This window comes from Chitinimonas naiadis, assembly GCF_054780835.1.
Genome location: NZ_BAAGVO010000007.1, coordinates 396571 through 411944 on the forward strand (window position 1 = coordinate 396571; position 15374 = coordinate 411944).

Genomic DNA, 15374 nt, shown 5'->3' on the forward strand with positions numbered 1-15374 from the left:
TCCCTGGGGGCTACAGGTGGTCCCGTATCAGTTGCTCAAGTACCTGGTAGAGGGTGGCCTTACGCAGGGCGGCCACTTTCTTGAGCTTGGTGATCGCCAGCTCGTCCAGATCGCACGCAAAGGGTTTCGGAATTCTTGCCGCCGTGGTCTGCCCAGCCGAAAGGAAGCCGGCCTGTCGTTGCAGGCTACGGCTGCGGCGCTTGCGTTCTGCTGCTGTCATGGCCTGCTCGCCCAGCGCAGGACGGCCCCGCTTGGGAGGGATGGCCGCGGCTGGGGGCGTTTGCTTTGTTTTTGCCATGGGTAAGGGATGACGTGACCAAGTTTCATTGTATCCGTATTTAGTGACTAGTCATGAAATAAAAGTTGAAAAACGGCCTGCTGCTCCTTTCGGAATCAGGTAGGCCGGGATGGATCAGGCTGCTGCGGGGCTGAGGAGGCGCCCTATCATTTGTTTGACTTCCGTAGCGGCCATTGCCGGCTGCTCAAAGGGGAACAGGTGCCCCCCCTCCACTTTTCGCAGCTGGATACCGAAATGGCGAACCATATGGGCAAGGTCGCTACGCCTGACGTAGTTTGACTTGCTACCGCCGATAAAGCCCGCCGGCACCTGCAGTTGCCCGCGGTACTCCGGTAGATTGTGTGGCAGACCGCAATAGATCAGATGTTCCACTTCCGGTTCGAAGCGCAGACGCACCCCTCCTTCAGAGGCCACCGTACCGGCTTCCACATAATCTCGCAGGCAGCTCGGGTCGAAGTGGGCAAACATGCCGCGGCCCAGGAAGTGCTGATAGGCCGCATCCTTGTCCGGCCAGGTACTACGCCGGGTCAAGGTGCCCTTGCCGGGTGTCAGTCTGTCGATGAAGCCCAGGCGCTTGCCTAGCCAGAGCGCAGTGGATACCGGCCGGCCGAACACTGGAGAATCGAGCAGGATTACGGCGCGGAACAGTTCCGGTCTTTGCAAGGCGCCCAGAAGGGACAGAAACCCGCCCAGCGAGTGGCCCACGGCAATGACAGGCTCCTTATAGCGCTGCTCGATATAACGCAAGGTCTCTTCGATCAGGTACGGCCAGCAGTCTGTTACCGGGTAGCGGGGGTCATGGCCGATCGTATCGATATAACCCACGTCGTAGTCGGCCTCGAAGTGCTGGAGGAACTGCCGGTAGCTCCCGGCTGGGAAACTGTTGGCATGGGAAAAATGTAGGGGGGGCTTGCTGTTTGGCATATCTATCAAGCGATTGCTTTGTTGGCGGGCAAAAAATAAGCCGTGTGAACCCATCAGGCCTGATTCCTCAATGGGGCCGACACCTTGCGCAAGGGGGCGGCCTGGAAAACATCATCGGCGGACAACATGGCCGCCAGTTCGTGAGCGGGCATAGGTCTGCCCAGCAAGTAGCCTTGGGCGATGTCGCAGCCCGCGGCGCGCAGAAAGTCGAATTGCTCTATGGTCTCCACGCCTTCCGCCACCACCTTGAGCCGCATCTTGCGGGCAATGGCGACGATGGCCTCGGTAATGGCCTGATCATCGGCATCGTGGGGGATGCCAGCGACAAAGCCGCGATCGATCTTGAGATTGTCGAGCGGGTATTGCTTGAGGCTGACCAGGGACGAGTAGCCGGTACCAAAATCATCAATCGACAACGCCACCCCCATTGCCCGTAGTTTATGCAAAAGCGTCACGGCATCCTGCGGCTTTTGCATGATCGTGCTCTCGGTGATTTCCAGCTCCAGCATGCTGGGGGGAAGCCGGCTCTCGCTCAGGGCTGCACGTATGGTATCGAGCAAATGATCATCGGCAAACTGGCGGGCGGAGAGATTGACTGCGACATGGGCCAGCGCATGCCCCGCATCCAGCCATTGCCTGCCTTGACGACAGGCTTCGTGCAGCACCCAGGCGCCGATGGGAACGATCAGGCCGTTCTGCTCGGCCATCGAGATGAACTGCGCCGGCGGCACCAGCCCTAGTTCGGGATGGCGCCAACGGATCAGGGCTTCAACGCCAACGATGCTGCCGTTGCTGGTTGCGACCTGGGGTTGGTAGTGAAGTTCGAATTCCTGGCGTTCCAGCGCATGCCGCAAGCTGTTTTCCAGTAGCAGATGTTCGAAGGCCTGTGCGTTCATTTCCTTGGCGAAGAACTGATAGGTGTTCTTACCCCGTTCCTTGGCCCGGTACATGGCGACGTCGGCATTCTTGAGCAAGGCGGTGGCATCGATCCCGTCATGCGGATAGACCGCCACGCCCACACTGGCGGTGACAAACATCTCATGCCCATCGATCACGAAGTGCTGCGCCATCGCATTCACGATACGACTGGCGACATCGGCGGCGACCTCTGGGGCGCTGAGATTTTCCAGCACGATGGTGAATTCGTCGCCGCCCAGGCGGCCCACCAGGTCGGTCTCCTTGACCTGGTTCCTGAGTCTTTCCGTCGCCGCAACCAGCAGGCGATCACCCGTGCCGTGACCCAGGGTGTCGTTGATGGCCTTGAAACGGTCAAGGTCCAGGAACAGTACGGCCAGTGATTGCCGGTGTGCCTTGGCCCGATTGATCTCGTGCTCCAGCTGACTCATCAGCCCACTGCGGTTCAACAGGCCGGTCAGGCCATCATGGTTGGCCAGGTAGTGGAGCCGGTTTTCGGCTTCCTTGCGGCTGGTGTAGTCGGTAAACACCCCCACATAGCTGCTGATCCGGTCGGAATCGTCTCGTACGGCCGAGATCGACATCCAGACCGGGTACCACTCGCCATTCAGGCGGCGGTCGCGCATTTCGCCTTGCCAGTGGCCGTCTCGTGCCAGGTGGTCCAGCATTTCGCGATTGAATTCCGCCCGTGCGTCCTGGCGCATTAGCATGCGGGATACCTTGCCGATAGCCTGCTGGGCCGAGTAACCGGTAATGCGGGTGAAAGCCGGATTGACGGCAACGATACGGCTGTCGGCATCGGTAATCAGGATGCCCTCGGTGGCGGACTCGAACACCCGCTCTGCCAGCCGTGACTGCAGCTCCGCCTCGATACGCTGGCTGACATCGAGCGCAATGCCGATAACCGCCGGGCGTCCCTGGTACTCGAACATGCGGCCATGGGCTTCGGTCCACAGGTAGCTGCCGTCGCGCTTCATGGCCCGGTAGGTATAGCGCACGCTATCGAGCTCGCCGGCCAGGCGGCGACGGTGATTCTCGCGCAGCAGGGCGAGGTCCTCCGGTGCGGTAACGGCCTCGACCGGCAGGTCGATGAGTTCCTCCGGGCTGTCGTAGCCCAGTACCCTGGCAAGCTCAGGGTTGGCATAAGCGAGCTTGCCATCCTGGACGACATAGAGGCCAACCAGGGACAGCTCCACGAAAGCACGGAACTTTCGCTCGGATTCGACTTGGCGCCGCTCCGCAGCTTTCACGAGGCTCAGGTCGCTGAGTATCGACACATAATGGCTTGGCGCACTACCTGCATCCTGGACGGCGTTGACGGACAGCATGGTGGGATAGACGTTGCCATCCTTGCGTAAAGCCTCGAACTCCCCCTGCCAGCGACCTTCGCTGGTGGCGATGGCGAGTACCTTTTCCAGCCGCTCCCCCGACATCCGATGCTCGAGTGCGAGGACGGGTTCGCCGAGCAGTTCTTCCCGGTTATAGCCGGACAGGCCCTCCAGGGCGGGGTTGACCGCGACGATGATGCCTTGCGCATCCGTGACCACGATACCTTCGCTACTGGCCTCGAAGGCGCGTGCATAGAGTGCCAGTTCCTGCTGGGCGACCACCCATTCGGTGATGTCCAGCAGCACGCCCATGACGTAACTCTCCCTGCCCTCCTCCACCGTCCGGCTGCTGACTTCGCACTGTCGAATGGTGCCGTCGCCACGAATGATACGAAAACTGTAGTGCGAACTGTCTTCGTCCTGATCCGGGCTGCCGTTCAGCAGATTTTCGAGCAGGGGCAAGTCTTCGGGGTAGATGAAAGTGCTGAAGGGATGATCCAGCAGCTCATCCTGTGATCGACCCAGCAGGTTCGCCAGCGCCTGATTGCTATAAATGATGCGATCCACACTCAACGAAAAGAGGCCGACCATGGATTCGTCAAGGAACTCGGATAGCTGCCAGTCGGTTTCGTGTATTCGCCTGGCTGCAGGCGCAGGACGACAAAGATGCATGACCACCGCGCCCAGCAGGATAGCCAGTGCCAAGGCCAACCACGCCGGCAAACTCTTGGCGAACAGGATGGCGGCGGCAACGGTCAGGCCCAGAACTGGGGCCGGCCATATCGGTGGGGTCTTCTCCATCGCTCTCTTTTAGGTTGGGCGGCGGCGATTGCAGGATGCCGCGCCTGTTTCGGGCGTATGTCTGCGTTCGATTGTAAGGGAAAACCCGATCCGCGCCAGCGGCTCTTTTCCCAAGGACGGTCTATGCTTGGGACAGCCATCTGCCGGCAGGTCTGCGAATGGCAGGCTTACCGACCCCAAACCGGATGCGGCACCGCTACCCATCAATGCCCAAACGCCTATCTCCCAGTCTTCTCTATGTGCTGATTGCCGCAGCATGGATTGCCTTCTCGGATCGCTTGCTGGCCGCCTTGATCACTTCGTCTTCCTTGCTCAATCGCTTGCAGACGCTCAAGGGCTGGTTCTTTGTCCTGGCGACCGGCGCGGCATTGCACTGGCTGCTAAGACGCGGACAGCGCGACAACGATGCCTATCGCTGGCGCATACAGGCGCTCAGTGGTTTCTACGAGGCCGTCTCCCAAGTGGCCAATGCGGCGATGCGCGCGGAACATGCCCAGCCCTTGTTTCAGGCAGTCTGTGAGGCAATCGTTGCCAATCCAGGCATCTGCGTGACGGCGGTTACCTTGATTGAGCCGGGTGGAAAAAGCTTGCGTAGCCAATACGCCACCGGCTCGGCCGCCAGCATGTACCAGCATGCGCTGTCGCTGGACCCCGGCAATGTGCAGGCGGCGTCGGTCTCGCTGCGAGCCATCCAGTCCGGCAAGCCCTGTATCTGCAACGACATCGGTACCGAGCCGGGGTTCGAGAGCTGGTATGCCCTGTATGCCTCGCACGATATCCAGTCCTTCTCGGCGTTTCCCCTATCCGAAGACGGCGTGATTGTCGGTGCCCTGGCGGTAGCCAGCCGGACCAAGCATTTCTTTGATGAGGATCTGGTGCAACTGTTGGTCCGGCTCTCGGATGCGCTCTCGTTCGGCATGGGACATGTGCGCAATCTCAAGCGGCTCAAGTTGATGGACCGCCTTATCGAACGGGCCAACGATGGCGTGGTGGTTGCCGATCGTCATGGCGTCATACAGGCGGTGAATCCACGTTTTTGCGAGATCACGGGTTATGCGCAGCACGAGCTGGTCGGTCAATCGTTTACCTTGCTGCGGTCAGGGCGTCAGCCGCCGGACTTCTTTGCCGACATGTGGCAGCGTTTGCGACAGCAAGGGCACTGGCGGGGCGAGATATGGAACCGGCGCAAGAATGGCGAGGTATATCCGGAGTGGCTGGCCATCTCGGCGGTCTACGACGAGCAATCCGAGATCGAGCATTACTTTGCAGTGTATAGCGACCTCAGCGAACGGGTCGAGGCGGAGCAGCGTATACGTGAACTGACCACAGTCGATCCCTTGACCGGCGTACTGAATGCCGAGGTTTTCCGGGCCCGGCTGGCGGAGCACCTGCAATCCACTCGGCAACAGAAGCATCGTGCCTTGGTGGGGGTGCTGAACCTCAATCGTTTGCGTGTTATCAACCAGGTCTACGGCCGGGAAAAAGGTGACCGGGTGCTGCGGGAGATCGGTGAGCGCTTACGGGCACTGGACCTGCCTGATGCACTAATTGGCCGGCTGGGCGGCGACGAATTCGGCATTGCAGTCGGCGGATTGAATACGCTTGAGGACGTGATGTTGCAGGCACGTCGCCTGGCCAGTTGCTTCAATGCCTTGTTCGCCCTGGATGCAGATACCCTGTTGATACGCCCGAGCATTGGAGCCGTGTGCTTCCCGGAGCACGGCGAGGATACGGTGACGGTGCTGGCTCACGCCACGGCCGCCATGCAGCGCTGCAAGCGGGAGGGGCTGGATACGATACGCCTCTATACGCCGGATCTATCGCATGAGGTCAGTGCACCGTTCGAGCTGGAGCAGGACTTGCGGCGCGCCATCGACAACGGCGAGCTGTGGTTGGCCTATCAGCCGCAGGTGAGGCTGCTGGATGGCCGTCCTATCGGCATGGAGACCTTGTTGCGCTGGAATCACCCCACCCTGGGGCTGATATCCCCCGCCAAATTTGTACCGGTGGCTGAGGAATCCGGCCTGATCCTGCCGATCGGCGAATGGATACTGTTCGAGGCGTGCCGGCACGCCGCGGCGTGGAATCGTGGCCGTGCCGTGCCGCTTCGCGTGGCGGTGAACGTCTCCGCCGTGCAGTTCCAGCGCCAGAACTGGCCGAGGCTGGTTGAGAAGGCATTGACCGCAACCGGGCTCGATCCGGCCTTTCTTGAGCTGGAGGTGACCGAGAGCGTGGTCATGCAGCATATCGATGCGGTAGCCATGCGCTTGCGCGCGCTGAAGGCGCTGGGTGTCCAGCTGGCGATTGATGATTTCGGTACCGGCTACTCTTCCCTGGCCTACCTGAAGCGGCTCCCCATCGATCGGCTCAAGATCGATCAGAGTTTTGTACGCGGTTTGCCGGGTGATGCCGGTGATTCGGCTATCTCGCGCGCCATTGTCGGTCTGGCCGGTAGCCTGGGCTTCAATACGATAGCCGAGGGCGTGGAAACGGCGGAGCAGGCGATGTGCCTGTTGGCGATGGGATGCCCGGAGGCGCAAGGCTGGCACTATGCCAAGGCCATGCCGGCCGCGGAGTTCACCAGTTGGCTCGAACGGGTCGATCAGGCCTGAGCGTCTGCAAGGGAATTGTTTGTGGAATCGGGATGGCAGCGCGGCGGCGCGGCGTATAATCGTCCGCCTTGTGTGTTCCAGTCAGCCCGCCCACGATGCCTTCGTTGCTGCCGTCCCTCGCCCTTCCACCAGCCGGTCAACGTTTACGTCTGGCCTTGCCACCGGGATCGGCCGATGCCAGCCTGCTGGCGACGCTCAGCAGTGCCGCCCGTCCCCTGGTTATTCTGACCGCCGATGCACAAACGGCGAGCCGCCTGCATGACGAAATTGCCTGGTTCGCCCCAGAGAAGGTCGTGGCCTTGCTGCCCGACTGGGAAACACTCCCTTACGACAGTTTTTCCCCGCACCATGATTTGATCTCCGAGCGGCTGGCCACGCTCTGGCAAATACGCCAGCAGCAAGCGGACGTGGTGATCGTGCCTGCCCAGACGGCCCTGATGCCGCTGCCACCGGTCGAGTACCTGACCGCTTACAGTTTCTTCCTGAAAGCCAAGACGCGCCTGGACGTGGAGAAGCTACGGGCCGACCTGACCTTTGCCGGCTACAACCATGTCACACAGGTCTATGGACCTGGCGAATTCTCGATTCGCGGCGGATTGATCGATCTGTTCCCCATGGGTTCCACCCTGCCGTACCGGCTGGATTTGTTCGGTGACGATATCGAGACCATCCGTACCTTCGATGTCGACAGTCAGCGCAGCATCTATCCAGTGCCGGAGATCCGGCTGTTGCCAGCCCGGGAGTTTCCGCTCGATGACGGCGGCCGAGCCAAGTTCCGCTCGCGTTTCCGTGAGGTATTCGAAGGCGACCCGAGCAAGTCGCGGGTCTACAAGGATATTTCCAGCGGATTGATACCGCCGGGCGTCGAATACTACCTGCCGCTGTTCTTCGACCAGACCGCGACCCTTTTCGACTATATCGGTCCCGATGCCCTGCTGGTTCAGCACGGCGACCTGATGCAGACCTGCGACCGCTTCTGGGCCGATACACATAGTCGCTACAAGATGCTGGCGGGCGACAAGGACAAGCCACTGCTGCCACCGCACGAGCTGTTCCTGGCTACCGATCGCTTCTTTACCCTGATGAAGTCTTACCGACGGCTGGAGTTGAGTACGACCGGGCCTGCGGTCGAGGACGCCAGGGACATGGCTTGGCGCGAAGCCAGTCGCGCGCTGCCGGAACTACGGGTCGATCGCCGTGCTGACAATCCGATCCAGAAACTGGCGGATTTTGTCGCGGGCTTCGATGGTCGGGTATTGCTGCTGGCTGAATCGCTGGGGCGACGGGAAACCCTGCACCAGTATTTCAACGAATATGGCCTGAAGCTGGCCGTTGCTGAAAGCTGGCTCGATTGCGAAACATCAAGCGAGCGGGCTCTGCTGGCTGTCTCTCCGCTATCTGCCGGCTTTATTGCCGGCCAGGTGGCCATCATCACCGAAGCCGACCTGTACGGTCAGACCAGCTCGCTGAGTCGCCGCAAGGCCCAGAAGCGTAGCAATGCGGAAGGCATGCTGCGTGACCTGACCGAGCTCAAGGTCGGCGACCCGGTTGTCCACGAGCAACATGGCATCGGCCGCTACAACGGCCTGGTCAGCATGGATCTGGGTGAAGGTGCCACGGAGATGCTGCTGCTGGAGTACGCGGGCGGCGATAAGCTCTATGTGCCGGTGGCGCAACTGCATGTCATCAGCCGTTATGCAGGTGGTGCCGAAGATAGCGCTCCGCTGCACAAGCTGGGCTCCGGTAACTGGGAGAAAGCCAAGCGCAAGGCGGCTGAACAGATACGCGATACCGCGGCCGAGCTGCTGAACCTCTATGCCCGCCGAGCCGCGCGCGAGGGCTATGCCTTCGGTTTCAAGACCCACGACTACGAAGCGTTTGCCGCCGGCTTCGGTTTTGAGGAAACCGCCGACCAGGCCGGTGCCATCGAGGCGGTCATCGCCGACATGACGAGCGGCAAACCCATGGACAGGCTGATCTGCGGCGATGTGGGCTTTGGCAAGACCGAAGTCGCTCTGCGGGCCGCCTACGTGGCGGTGGCCGATGGCAAGCAGGTCGCGGTGCTGGTGCCGACCACGCTGTTGGCCGAGCAGCACTTCCAGAATTTCTCGGATCGCTTTGCCGACCTGCCGGTCCGCGTCGCGGAACTGAGCCGCTTCCGCTCCAAGAAGGAGATCGACGCTGCGGTTGCCGGTATGGAAAGCGGCGGCATCGATATCGTGATCGGCACCCACAAACTGGTCCAGGATGGCGTGAAGTTCAAGAACCTGGGTCTGGTGATCATTGATGAGGAGCACCGCTTTGGGGTGCGCCACAAGGAACAGCTCAAGGCGCTGCGCAGCGAGGTGGATGTACTGACGCTGACGGCAACGCCTATCCCGCGTACGCTGGCCATGTCGCTGGAAGGCTTGCGGGATTTCTCGGTGATCGCGACGGCGCCTAGCCGCCGGCTGGCGATCAAGACCTTTGTCGCCAACTGGAGTGACGGAGTTATCCGCGAGGCGGTCCTGCGGGAGCTCAAGCGCGGCGGCCAGGTGTTCTTCCTGCATAACGAGGTGGACACCATCATCAATATGCACGAGAAGCTCGCCGCCCTGCTGCCGGAAGCACGTATCGCGGTGGCGCACGGCCAGATGCGCGAGCGGGATCTTGAGCAAGTGATGCGCGACTTCAACCAGCAGCGTTTCAACCTGCTGCTATGCACCACCATCATCGAGACGGGTATCGACATCCCGAATGCCAATACCATCATCATGAACCGCGCCGACAAGTTCGGCCTGGCGCAGTTACACCAGATGCGCGGCCGGGTTGGGCGTTCCCATCACCAGGCCTATGCCTATCTGCTGGTGCCGGACATGAAGAGCCTGACGCCTGCCGCCAGCAAGCGGCTGGAGGCCATCCAGCAGATGGAGGAACTGGGTTCCGGCTTCTACCTGGCCATGCATGACCTGGAAATCCGTGGTGCTGGTGAGGTACTGGGGGATGACCAGTCAGGCGAGATGCAGGAGATCGGCTTCTCGCTCTATTCGGCCATGCTCAATGAAGCCGTGAAGGCGCTCAAGAAGGGCATCGAGCCCGATCTGAACGCGCCGTTGGGGGTAGCAACCGAAATCAACCTGCACAGCCCTGCCCTGCTACCGAACGAGTACTGCCCGGATGTGCATGAGCGGCTGGTGCTGTACAAGCGCCTTGCCAACTGCGAGACCAACGATGATCTGGATGACATGCAGCAGGAGCTGATCGATCGTTTCGGCCTGCTGCCACCGCCAGCAAAGATACTGCTCGATTGCCACCGCCTCAGGTTGATTGCCAAGCCGCTGGGCGTGCTGAAGCTCGATGCGTCGGAAGTGGCGATATCGGTGCAGTTTGCCGCCCAGAACACCATAGACCCGATGAAGGTGATGAAGCTGATCCAGCAAAAGCGTAACTACAAGTTGGCTGGCCCCGATCGCCTGCGGGTCGAAAGCGCCCTGCCCGATCCGGCCATTCGCGCTGTCAGGGTCAAGGAACTGCTGCAGGAGCTAGTGTAGTTTCCAGGATCACAACACGCATGCAACACAGGCTGTAGACACTAGTGCAATCAAAACAAGCACTTCGGTGTGGCGTGCTGAGTATCGCCCGGGACAGCGGGCCGAATGGCTTGTATGGCCTGCAATTTTTGACCACAATCAAATCAAACCGGAGGACGTAATGACCGCAGTACCCGCCCTCAACTTGCCGATGACTGGCAACCAGACTTTCGATACTGCCGCACTCGCCGGCTCGCCTTACGTACTCTTCTTCTATCCCAAGGACAACACACCCGGTTGCACGACCGAGAGTGGTGATTTCCGTGATCAGCATGCAGCCTTCCTGGCCGCTGGCGCCAAGGTGTTTGGCATCAGTCGCGATAGTGTCAAATCCCATGAAGGCTTCAAGGCCAAGCTGGAAATGCCCTTCGAGCTGGTATCCGACCCCGAAGAGGTGATGTGCGAAGCGTTTGGCGTGATGAAGCTGAAAAATATGTATGGCAAGCAGGTGCGCGGCATAGAACGCAGTACCTTTGTGGTGGATGCCAAAGGACAGATCGTGAAGGAGTGGCGTGGCGTAAAGGTGCCAGGCCATGTGAGTGAAGTGCTAGCTTTCGTGCAAACGATGAAATAAGTGAAACGCCCGTCCCTGTGACGGGCGTTTTGCATACAGGGGTCGGTATCTGCCGATCCGGACGATGTCGGAGCCTGCTCCGACCTATCACCTAGCCCGAGGAAACTATGGCCGCTGCTCGTAAAGCCAAAACCACCAAGCTCTTTGTGCTGGATACCAACGTGCTGATGCACGATCCCACCAGTCTGTTCCGTTTTGAAGAGCACGACATCTGCTTACCCATGGTGACCCTGGAGGAGCTGGACGGTCACAAGAAGGGAATGAGCGAAGTAGCGCGCAATGCCCGTCAGGCTAGCCGCTTCCTGGACGATATTGTCAGTGGCAGGGAAGCCGAAATCGTCAGCGGCGTGCCACTCACCGGCCCATCGAAAGGCATGGCCAGCGGTAACCTCTTCTTGCAGACGCAGGCCACCAAGGTCGAGCTACCGGCCGACTTGCCGGTCGGCAAGGCGGATAACCAGATACTCACGGTGGTGATGCAACTGGCCCAGCAGCATCCCAAGCGGGATGTGGTGCTGGTGTCCAAAGACATCAATATGCGCATCAAGGCGCGGGCGCTGGGTCTGGCTGCCGAGGACTACTTCAACGATCAGGTACTGGAAGACACGGACCTTCTGTACACCGGCGTACGCGAGATAGAGCAGTCCTTCTGGGAGAAGAATGGCAAAGATATGAAGAGCTGGCAGGAAGGTGGCCGCGCCTACTACCAGCTGAAGGGCAACGATTGCGCCAGCCTGCTGCTGAACCAGATGATCTGGCAGGAGGCGGAAAAACCTTTCCTCGCCATGGTAAAGCAGGTCGAAGGCAAGACCGCCGTACTGGAGTCCATCAAGGACTATAGCCACCCGAAAAACGCCATCTGGGGGATTACTGCACGCAACCGCGAACAGAACTTCGCCATCAACTTGCTGATGAATCCGGATATCGACTTCGTCACGCTGCTGGGCCAGGCCGGTACCGGCAAGACGCTGCTGACGCTGGCGTCCGCACTGATGATGACGCTGGAAGAGAAGCGCTACACCGAGATCATCATGACCCGGGTCACCGTGCCGGTGGGTGAGGATATCGGCTTCCTGCCGGGTACCGAGGAAGAGAAGATGATGCCCTGGATGGGGGCGCTGGAGGACAACCTCGATGTCTTGAACCAGACCGATGGTGAATCCGGCGAATGGGGTCGTGCTGCGACACGGGACCTGATCCGCTCACGCATCAAGGTCAAATCCTTGAACTTCATGCGCGGCCGGACCTTTCTCAACAAGTTCCTGATCATCGACGAGGCGCAGAACCTGACGCCCAAGCAGATGAAGACGTTGGTGACCCGTGCGGGACCGGGTACCAAGGTGGTCTGTCTCGGCAATATCGCGCAGATCGATACACCTTACCTGACCGAAGGATCGTCAGGCTTGACCTATGTGGTAGATCGTTTCAAGGGCTGGGGGCATTCGGGACATATCACCTTGCAACGCGGCGAGCGTTCGCGACTGGCCGACCACGCTGCCGAAGTGCTATAAAAGCGGCCGCAAACCGGCGCCCGGGCTGCGTTTGGCAGTCCGGGCGTTTTACTGTTTGCATTCGTCGGCCGGCAGCTAAACTTACGGTCAACCCAGAGAGACAGACAGGCCTCCATGACCATCATCGCCGTATTCAACCAGAAGGGTGGCGTGGGCAAGACCACCACGACGGCCAATCTCGCTGCCGCCATGGCCAGGAATGGTCTGGCACCGCTGGCGATCGACCTGGATCCCCAGGCCCACCTCACGACCATGTCGGGCCTCAATCCCAAGGTCAAGGAGACGGTTTACAGCTTTTTCCAGGATCAGATACCGCTGTCTGATCTGGTCAAGCAACTGCCCAACCAGGTCAACCTGATCGCCTCGCATATGGAATTGGCCCGGGTGGACATGATGCTTACCCAGAATCGGCGCGATTTGCGGCGGCTCAAGATCGCCATGGCAGAGGAAATGTTGTCCAGCAGCGACACACCGGTGTTGATCGACTGCTGCCCCATGCTGGGCGTGCTGTCCCTGTCGGCATTGATGGCCGCAGATGTGGTGCTGGTGCCGGTCACGGCTGAATACCTCGCCATGAATGGCGCTGCGCAACTGGATCAGACCTTGCAGGGCCTGGCCACCAAGGGCCTGTACAGGCCTCGCAAGGTATTCATCAATAGATATCAGCGGGGGCATTCGACTTCGGAGAAGATCGCCCATGAGCTGACACGCCGTTATGGCAAGGACTTTTGCCGTACTCGGGTATTCGAGAGTCAGAGTGTGCTGGAGGGCGTCGGCAACAATCAGGATGTCTTCAGCTTTGCGCCGGATTCGGAAGGGGCCGAAGATTTCAGCTACCTGCTGGATGAGTTGGTTGAGTCAGGTTTTATCCGGGTGGGTAAGTGATATTTCGTTTTCTGTTGTTACTGTGCCTGGCCGCCTTTGCGAGCGCGGCAGATATCGATGGCTTGTGGGATTACGACAGACCGGTCGAGTCCGAAGCCAAGTTCCGGGAAGCCTATCGCAAGGCTGAGCGGGAGCAGGATGTCGCGGCGCAGGCTGAACTATTGACCCAGATTGCGCGTGCCCAAGGTATGCAGGGGAAGATAGAAGAGGCAAACAAAGCCCTTGATGCCTTATCTACGAGCCTGGGGGAGCTGCCGCCCCTGGTAAGCGTGCGCTACCTGCTGGAGCGTGGACGGCTGCTGATTGCCGCGGGCGAGCAGAAGAAAGCGTGGCGATGGTTCCGTAATGCCATGCTGCTGGCCCAGCGTAACAACCTGGACTTTCATGCCATTGATGCCATGCACATGCTGGGTATTGTGGAACCAGGCAAGACGGCGATCGACTGGAATCTCAAGGCCATTGCCGTGGCCGAGCGCAGCAGCCAGCCACATGCGGCCGATTGGCTGGGGTCGCTCTACAACAACCTGGCCTGGGTCTATCACGATCAGAAAGACATGACCAAGGCGCTGGAGTATCTGCGCCGCGCACAGACCTGGCATGAGCAGCACGGTGGCGGGCGGCGCCTGCTGATCGCCCGCTGGAGCGTGGCAAAGCTATTGCGGGAAACCGGCGATCCTGAGCGAGCCCTGACCATACAGCTGGACCTGGAACGCGCCTGGAACAAGTTGGGTGAAGAAGATGGTTATGTCTACGAGGAGATCGCCGAAAATCTGTTTGCCTTGGGGCGTAACGATGTTGCCCGCAGCTATTTCCGTCGTGCGCTGGTTACGCTGTCCAGGGACGGCTGGCTGGTCAAGACGGAGCCGGCACGTATCGCAAGATTGAGACAGCTGGCCCAGTAGCCGCCGAACCGCGCTTCCTATCCATTTCACACGCCCTTACTTCATGACCCTATCTGCAACTCACGCACTGCCCGAGCACTGCCCCAACTGCGATGCCGCCGTCCATGGTCCCTATTGTGCTCAATGCGGCCAGGAGACAGTGATAGAAGCGCCTTCCATGCATGAGTTCGTGCATGAGTACCTGCATCATTATGTTGCGCTGGAAGGTAAGCTCTGGCGCACCTTGTGGACCCTGATCCGGCGGCCTGGCCTGCTGACGATCGAGTACATCCGCGGCAGGCGCCGACGTTACGTCAAGCCGCTGGCACTCTATATCACCACCAGTTTCCTGTTCTTCCTCTTGACGGCGCTGATCCCGACTGGCGGAGAGCCGGAGGAGAGGCCCGACGAGGCCAGCGTGGCGACGAGGTCGACCGATGCAGGAAAATCGGAGGCATCGCCCGATTCCAGGCCGAAATCTCGCCGCGAGGGACATGGTGTATCGTCGGCAGCGACGCAGGGCGGCGCTACCCAAGAACCGCCGGAGCAGCACAAGGAGATTGCCGAGGGGCTTGATATCGCCAAGGACGCGGTGGATGACACGAGTCCCTGGCTGGAGCGACTGGCTGAGCGGGCCCGAAATGCCCATGCGCACTACAAGCAGGACCCGGAAGGCACCAAGGAGCGCTGGTGGCACAATTTCCGCGCCCGTATCCCCTACCTGATTTTCCTGATGATGCCGATGTTTGCCTTTGGTAGCTGGGTGCTCTATTTCCGGCGGAAGCGCTACTACGGGGAGCATTTCCTGATGGCCTTGCACCTACACGCTTTTGTGTTTCTGTCCCTGCTGCTGACCTGGTGGCTACCCATACCGGGCATGACAGCTTGGCTGTCCATTGGCTGGTGGATCTACATCGCCCAGGCCAACCGCAGGGTGTTTGGTGGCGGGCTGTTCGGACAGCTATGCCGCTCGACCTTGTTGCTGACTGGCCAGGCTGTCGCACTCAGCCTCGGTGGGCTGATCCTGATCGTGGTGGTCTTGCTGAGCGCCTGATAGCGAAGTCAACGTGACCAGA

10 protein-coding genes are annotated in these 15374 nt (G+C 60.1%); 7 read left to right on the forward strand and 3 right to left on the reverse strand.

The genetic code is table 11. From position 1 onward, the window contains the following. Positions 1 to 10: 10 nt before the first annotated feature. The 3 genes from ACYVHK_RS22135 to ACYVHK_RS22145 all read right to left on the reverse strand — a co-directional run bounded on the left by ACYVHK_RS22135 (position 11) and on the right by ACYVHK_RS22145 (position 4266). The gene (locus ACYVHK_RS22135) at positions 11 to 220 is read right to left on the reverse strand and encodes a hypothetical protein (protein WP_460536677.1); all 210 of its coding nucleotides are present in this window, start codon (positions 218 to 220) and stop codon (positions 11 to 13) included. Between the two features lie 192 nt (positions 221 to 412). Next, entirely contained in the window at positions 413 to 1222 is an 810-nt protein-coding gene (locus ACYVHK_RS22140; RefSeq protein WP_460536679.1) for an alpha/beta fold hydrolase, read from the reverse strand. A gap of 53 nt (positions 1223 to 1275) precedes the next feature. Continuing rightward, positions 1276 to 4266, reverse strand: a complete 2991-nt coding sequence (locus ACYVHK_RS22145) for a PAS domain S-box protein (RefSeq protein WP_460536682.1) — start codon at positions 4264 to 4266, stop codon at positions 1276 to 1278. Between the two features lie 206 nt (positions 4267 to 4472). Between ACYVHK_RS22145 and ACYVHK_RS22150 the strand changes: the two genes are divergently transcribed. The 7 genes from ACYVHK_RS22150 to ACYVHK_RS22180 all read left to right on the forward strand — a co-directional run bounded on the left by ACYVHK_RS22150 (position 4473) and on the right by ACYVHK_RS22180 (position 15352). Then, on the forward strand, positions 4473 to 6878 hold the full coding sequence (locus ACYVHK_RS22150; RefSeq protein WP_460536684.1) for a bifunctional diguanylate cyclase/phosphodiesterase: 2406 nt from the start codon (positions 4473 to 4475) through the stop codon (positions 6876 to 6878). A 95-nt stretch (positions 6879 to 6973) separates the two neighbouring features. Further along, positions 6974 to 10408 carry a transcription-repair coupling factor gene (gene mfd / locus ACYVHK_RS22155; RefSeq protein ID WP_460536686.1) on the forward strand — a complete coding sequence of 1145 codons (3435 nt, stop codon included), beginning with the start codon at positions 6974 to 6976 and terminating at the stop codon, positions 10406 to 10408. Between the two features lie 160 nt (positions 10409 to 10568). After that, positions 10569 to 11021 (forward strand): peroxiredoxin, encoded by a 453-nt coding sequence (locus ACYVHK_RS22160; protein WP_460536688.1) that lies wholly within the window; start codon positions 10569 to 10571, stop codon positions 11019 to 11021. Between the two features lie 107 nt (positions 11022 to 11128). Then, entirely contained in the window at positions 11129 to 12532 is a 1404-nt protein-coding gene (locus ACYVHK_RS22165; protein WP_460536690.1) for a PhoH family protein, read from the forward strand. 114 nt (positions 12533 to 12646) lie between these two features. Next, positions 12647 to 13417: a ParA family protein gene (locus ACYVHK_RS22170; RefSeq protein ID WP_460536692.1), complete on the forward strand. Its 771-nt coding sequence runs from the start codon at positions 12647 to 12649 to the stop codon at positions 13415 to 13417. Continuing rightward, a complete protein-coding gene (locus ACYVHK_RS22175; protein WP_460536694.1) occupies positions 13414 to 14319 on the forward strand; it encodes a tetratricopeptide repeat protein in 906 nt (301 codons plus the stop codon). Before ACYVHK_RS22170 ends, ACYVHK_RS22175 begins: the two co-directional genes overlap by 4 nt. 157 nt (positions 14320 to 14476) lie before the next feature. Beyond that, entirely contained in the window at positions 14477 to 15352 is an 876-nt protein-coding gene (locus tag ACYVHK_RS22180; protein WP_460536696.1) for a DUF3667 domain-containing protein, read from the forward strand. Positions 15353 to 15374 lie beyond the last annotated feature (22 nt).